Source organism: Mesorhizobium sp. M5C.F.Ca.IN.020.29.1.1 (assembly GCF_003997375.1).
Lineage (GTDB): Bacteria > Pseudomonadota > Alphaproteobacteria > Rhizobiales > Rhizobiaceae > Mesorhizobium > Mesorhizobium wenxiniae.
On the sequence record NZ_RZSW01000466.1, the window covers coordinates 1 to 5088 of the forward strand.

The window sequence follows — 5088 nt, forward strand, 5'->3', positions numbered from 1 at the left end:
CTGCTGCACCAGACCGGGCGCAGCGCCGAAGGACTCGACCTCCTCGAACAGTCGGTGCGCCTGCAGCCCAAGAATCCGGATTTCCTCAACAATCTCGGCACGGTGATGCGCGACCGCGGCCGTGTCGGTGCAGCCGTCGATTTCTTCCGTGGCGCGGTGGCGCTGCGGCCGGACCAGCTCGCGGCGCGCGACAATCTCGGCTCCTCGCTTAAGCAGCTCGGACAGTTCGAGGGCGCGGAGGAGATTTATCGCGGCACCATCGGTCGCAACCCGTTCCATGTCCGCGCCCGAATTGGGCTTGCCGAAACGCTGCAGGAGGCTGGGCGGCTCGACGAGTCGCTTGCCGTCTTCCGCGAAGCACTGGCAATTCGGCCGAAGGACGCCGATTTGCTGCACGGTCTGGGCGTCGGGCTGATGGAGAAGGGCAGCCTCGGAGAGGCGGCGGAGCATTTCCGGCAGGCGCTGGCGGTCGATCCCGGCATGGCCAGGGCCTGGCTGATGCTTACCCAGGTCAAGCGCCAGCAGGAGCGCGACGCCGAGCTTGCCGGGATGGAGGCGCAGCACGCCAAGGCCCCGGAAGGCAGCGTGGCGCGCATGCAGCTTTCCTTCGGCCTCGGCAAGGCCAATGACGATTTGAAGGATTATGGCCGTGCCTTCGATTATTTCGCCGAAGGCAATGCGATCCGCCGTATGGGCATCGACTACGATGCGGCCAAGACACGCGCCGAGTTCGAGGCGATGAAGGCGGTGTTCGACAAGCCCTTCTTCGACAAGCACAGACCGAGCGGGATCGCCGACGATACGCCGATCTTCGTCGTCGGCATGCCGCGCTCCGGCAGCACGCTGGTCGAGCAGATCATCGCCAGCCATCCGCAGGTCTATGGCGCCGGTGAGCTCGGCATATTGAAGACGGCGCTCGGCAAGCAGTTTCCGCCTGGTATGAAGGGCGGCTTTCCCTGGGGCATCGCCGACATGCCCGACAAGGCCTATGCCGAGGCAGGCCAGGCCTATCTAGACCTGCTGCACGCCCGCTATCCGGGTTTCCGGCACGTCACTGACAAGATGCTCGGCAATTTCCTATTGGTAGGCTTCATCCATCTGATGCTGCCCAAGGCCAAGATCATTCATTGCGTGCGCGATGCGGCGGCGACATGCCTGTCGATCTACAAGGTGCATTTCCGCGGCGACAGCCACCGCTACGGCTACGACCTCAGCGAGCTCGCCGATTTCCACAATCTCTACACCGATGTGATGGCGCATTGGCGCACCGTTCTGCCTGATGTCGTGCATGATGTGCGCTACGAGGATTTCGTCGCCGACCAGGAAGGGCAGACGCGGGCGCTCATCGCCCATCTCGGCCTGCCATGGGATGATGCGGTGCTGTCGTTCCACGAGACCGACCGGCCGGTGCGCACGGCGTCGGCGGCGCAGGTGCGCCAGCCGATGTACCAGGGCTCGGTCGATCTGTGGAAACGCTATGGCGACCGGCTCAAGCCGCTGCTCGACCGCCTAGCGTAATGCGTTGCCGGCCTACAACTCGATGAACGGCTGAAAGCCGCCGAAGATCATGCGCTTGCCGTCGAATGGCATCGTCGACAAGTCGCCGTTCAGGCGCGGATCGGCCATCACTTTGGCCATTACCGCATCGCGGCTCTGCCGCGATTCATAGACGGCCCACGAGAAGACGACGACCTCGTCGTCCTTGGCCTGAACGGCGCGCGGGAACGACGTGACCTCGCCATAGGGTACATCGTCGCCTGTGCATTCGACAAAGGCGAGCGCACCATGCTCCTTCCAGACGGCGCCGGCTGTTTCCGCCAGCTTTTTGTAGGCATCGAGATTTGCCTTGGGCACGGCAAGTACGAAACCATCGACATAAGACATTGTGGTTCTCCTTGGCTGGTGGCGCTGTTCAGCTAGGCGGCCTTTACGGGCGCGTTCATTGCCCACTCGACACCGAACGGATCGCGCATGTTACCCCAGCGATCGCCCCAGAACATCACTTGCAGGGGCATCACTTCCTGGCAACCGGCATCGATAGCGCGCTGCCACCAGGCGTCGATGTCGTCGCTGCCGAGATGCAGCTGCATGGTGAAGCCCTGTGGCTTCACCGCGGCCATTCCGTGCTCGGGATAGAAGTCGGAAATCATCAAGGTCGAACCGTTGATATGGAGATGGATATGCATCGTCCGGCCCTGCTCGTCCGGCGGATAGAAGAAGACCTGCTCGGCGCCGAAGGCCTTCTGATAGAATTCCGAAGCCTTGAAGGCGCCGTCCAGCTGAAGGTAGGGCGTCAATCCGCCGAGGACTTTCGCGGCAGATTGGGTTTGGGGCTGATCGTTCATCTCTTGCTCCTCTCTGGTTGGGCATTGCGAACCACAGGACGAAGGGGGCAGGGGCGATCCTACATGGCCGATGCGTTTTTTTAATGCCGACCGCGCGACGGCCGGTCCTTGTCAAGGAGCCAGGCAATACGCGGGCTGTTCTGTGTGTCGACGACGATATCCGGCCAGCCGATGTCCTTGCGCAGTTCGATCGGCAACGAAAGGAGGGCGCGCTCGCTGCGGCAGCGGGCGCGAGCCGCCGAATAATGGGTCGCTATGCGACCTACGGATGACAGAATGGACATGATGCTTTCTCCTCGATTGGCGCCGGCATCACCGTGTCGGCATCCCAAGGACGTGGCGCGCGGCCATGATCCTACAGATCGCGGAGAATTTTCTGTCGCAGGGCCTTATTCAGTCGGGATACGTCTCAGATGACGGACGCGGCCAGAGCGGTGTCGTAATACTCCGCCATCTCGATGATTTTGCCGTCGCGTAGCGTCCAGAAATCGGCGGTGCGCATGACAAACTCCTCGCCGGTGGTTCGGCGTGTCATGTGGATCTCGACCTGTGCCGCAACCTTGTCGCCGCCGTCGATGATCTCGACCGGGATGAAGCGCCGGTATTCGAAATCGTCGTCCAGCGCCAAAAGCCGGGCAAGGAACTCCTGCTTACCTTGGCCATCCCGGCATAGCGCGACTGCGCCGGTTCGGCGACCCAGCGGAAGACGATATCATCGGCGCAGTCGACCAGCGCGCCCTCGATGTCACGTTTGCATACGTATCATACAGGTTCTTGACGACGTCCGCGCCACATGACCGTTTTCCTCCTCGGTTTGCGAGACCTCGGGATGCGCCTTTTTCGGCTCGCGGGGAAGCGTGGGCCGGCAGCACCTTGAATGCCGGCCCGGCAGATGCGTGGCTTTCCTCAGCCATTCCCCTCAGCCACCGATCGAAAGAAATCCTCCGGGCTGTCGATCTCGGTCAGCCGCCGCTTCTCGATCAGCCAGAAGCGGTTGCCGATCGCCCTGATGAAGGAGCGGTCGTGCGAGGCCAGCACACAGCTTGCCTGATGGGCCAGCAGTTCCGTTTCCAGTGCTTCCTGGCCGTCGATGTCGAGATGGTTGGTCGGCTCGTCGAGCAGATAAAAATTGGGATTGGCGAGCCTGAGCGCCAGCATCGTCAGCCGCGCCTTCTGCCCGCCCGACAGCACGCCGATCCTGCGCTCCTGCATGTCGATGCTGACGCCTGCACCCGCCAGCAGCGAGCGTGCGCGCTGCTCGCCGACATCGAAGCTGCGCGAGAGCATCGCCAGCGGCGTGTCTTCGGCGCTGATGCCTGACAGCGCCTGGTCGCTGTAGCCGAGCACCGTCGACGGCGTCACCTTCACGCCTTGTACTGCCGTCTCCGGCTCGATAATGGCATTTCTGATCAGGCTGATCAGCCGCGACTTGCCGACACCATTGCGGCCGAGCAGGACGATGCGGTCGCCCTGGCAGATATGGCGCTTGCCGGTCCTGAACAGCGGGGTTCCGTCAGGCGTTTCGACCGCCAGGTCGTCGAGCGTGATCAGCACCTTGGCATGGGTGCCGCGATTGGCGAGCTTTATCGCGCCCGCCGATTTTTCGCGGTGCGCCGGTGCTGCGACCTCCTCGAGGCGTTGGGCGCGCTGGTTGAGCTGCTTGGTCTTGACCGTCAGCAGGTCGCTGCCCGAATTGATGCCGATGTTGTTAAGCTTGGCCGCCTGCCGGCGCAATTGCTGCGCCACCTTCATGTCACGCTGGAATTTGCGCTCGGTCGAGGCGTCGACTTCGCTCAACGCATCGCGTGCCTTGGAATAGGGCAGCGAGAACACTGGCGATTGTTCTGGGCGCAGGAACAGCGTCCGGTTGGTCGTTGCGTCGAGGAAGGCCCGGTCGTGGCTGGCGATCACCACCGGCACTTCGCGCGGCAGCGTGTTCAGCCAGGTCTCGAGTTGGCTGATCTTGGCGAGGTCGAGATGGTTGGTCGGCTCGTCGAGAAGCAGGACGTCCGGATCGGTGACCCAGACGCGGGCGATCAGCGCCAGCCTTTGCCAGCCGCCGCTCAATGCCCGCATCGGCCGCTCGCGCATCGGCTGCGGTATGTCGAGTGAATCGAGAACCACGTCGACGCGCCATTGCTCGCTTTCAGCCTGCTCGGCCGGCAAGGCGTCGGCCACCACCCGCTGAAAGCCGTGCTCGGCCAATGCTGCGGGAACGGCTTGCTCGACATAGCCGACGCGCAGGCCGCGCGTGCGGGTGATGTCGCCTGATGTCGGCTCCATTTCGCCGGTCAGGCACTTCAGCAAAGTGGACTTGCCGCGCCCGTTGGCAGCAACGATGCCGAGGCGGTCGCCGGTGCCGATGGTGAGATCAAGGTTGGAAAAGAGCGGCGCACTCATGGTGACGCCGAGGGATTTTAGGCTGATCAGGGCCATCTTGGTTTCTCTGGTCTGCCCGGAGGGAGGTTCCGGTTCGATGCACTTTGACGGTGCGCTGGCCGGCCATCAGGCTCGGCGTTGCAGCACCACGAAGGGCAGACCAAAAATCGAAGCGGGAAAAAGCCCGGACCGTCCCTGGTCAGCCCTGCAAGCAAGCTCGCAGGGCAGGGACAGGGCCGCGCTGACGGTGGTGGTCGAAATTCACGCAGCCCTCCTTTCAAGACGTTGAGCGTGGAAACTGCTACACCAAGGGCGGGACCGAAGGCAAGGGGCGGGTAGTTGGCAGTCAACGAGTCAGATGGAC

6 protein-coding genes are annotated in these 5088 nt (G+C 63.0%); 1 reads left to right on the forward strand and 5 read right to left on the reverse strand.

The features are described 5' to 3' along the window. The coding region (locus EOA85_RS27180) for a sulfotransferase (protein WP_164759913.1) at positions 1-1518 on the forward strand (1518 nt) is incomplete at its 5' end. 12 nt (positions 1519-1530) lie between these two features. Here EOA85_RS27180 and EOA85_RS27185 read toward each other — a convergent pair. The 5 genes from EOA85_RS27185 to EOA85_RS27205 all read right to left on the reverse strand — a co-directional run bounded on the left by EOA85_RS27185 (position 1531) and on the right by EOA85_RS27205 (position 4781). After that, the gene (locus tag EOA85_RS27185; protein ID WP_127211831.1) at positions 1531-1884 is read right to left on the reverse strand and encodes a DUF1428 domain-containing protein; all 354 of its coding nucleotides are present in this window, start codon (positions 1882-1884) and stop codon (positions 1531-1533) included. A 32-nt stretch (positions 1885-1916) separates the two neighbouring features. Further along, the gene (locus tag EOA85_RS27190; protein WP_127211832.1) at positions 1917-2345 is read right to left on the reverse strand and encodes a glyoxalase/bleomycin resistance/extradiol dioxygenase family protein; all 429 of its coding nucleotides are present in this window, start codon (positions 2343-2345) and stop codon (positions 1917-1919) included. Positions 2346-2425: 80 nt separating this feature from the next. Next, positions 2426-2629 (reverse strand): hypothetical protein, encoded by a 204-nt coding sequence (locus EOA85_RS27195; RefSeq protein ID WP_127211833.1) that lies wholly within the window; start codon positions 2627-2629, stop codon positions 2426-2428. A gap of 125 nt (positions 2630-2754) precedes the next feature. Further along, complete coding sequence (locus EOA85_RS39360; protein ID WP_245486039.1) at positions 2755-2973, reverse strand: nuclear transport factor 2 family protein; 219 nt, start codon at positions 2971-2973, stop codon at positions 2755-2757. 278 nt (positions 2974-3251) lie between these two features. Beyond that, positions 3252-4781, reverse strand: coding sequence for an ABC-F family ATP-binding cassette domain-containing protein (locus tag EOA85_RS27205; RefSeq protein ID WP_127211834.1), 1530 nt, complete (start codon positions 4779-4781; stop codon positions 3252-3254). Between the last annotated feature and the right edge of the window lie 307 nt (positions 4782-5088).

Excerpts from the sequence above, each read along its gene's own strand:
- EOA85_RS27205 (WP_127211834.1), bottom strand. The coding sequence starts at position 4,781 with ATGGCCCTGATCAGCCTAAAATCCCTCGGCGTCACCATGAGTGCGCCG.
- EOA85_RS27195 (WP_127211833.1), bottom strand. The coding sequence starts at position 2,629 with ATGTCCATTCTGTCATCCGTAGGTCGCATAGCGACCCATTATTCGGCG.
- EOA85_RS27185 (WP_127211831.1), bottom strand. The coding sequence starts at position 1,884 with ATGTCTTATGTCGATGGTTTCGTACTTGCCGTGCCCAAGGCAAATCTC.
- EOA85_RS27190 (WP_127211832.1), bottom strand. The coding sequence starts at position 2,345 with ATGAACGATCAGCCCCAAACCCAATCTGCCGCGAAAGTCCTCGGCGGA.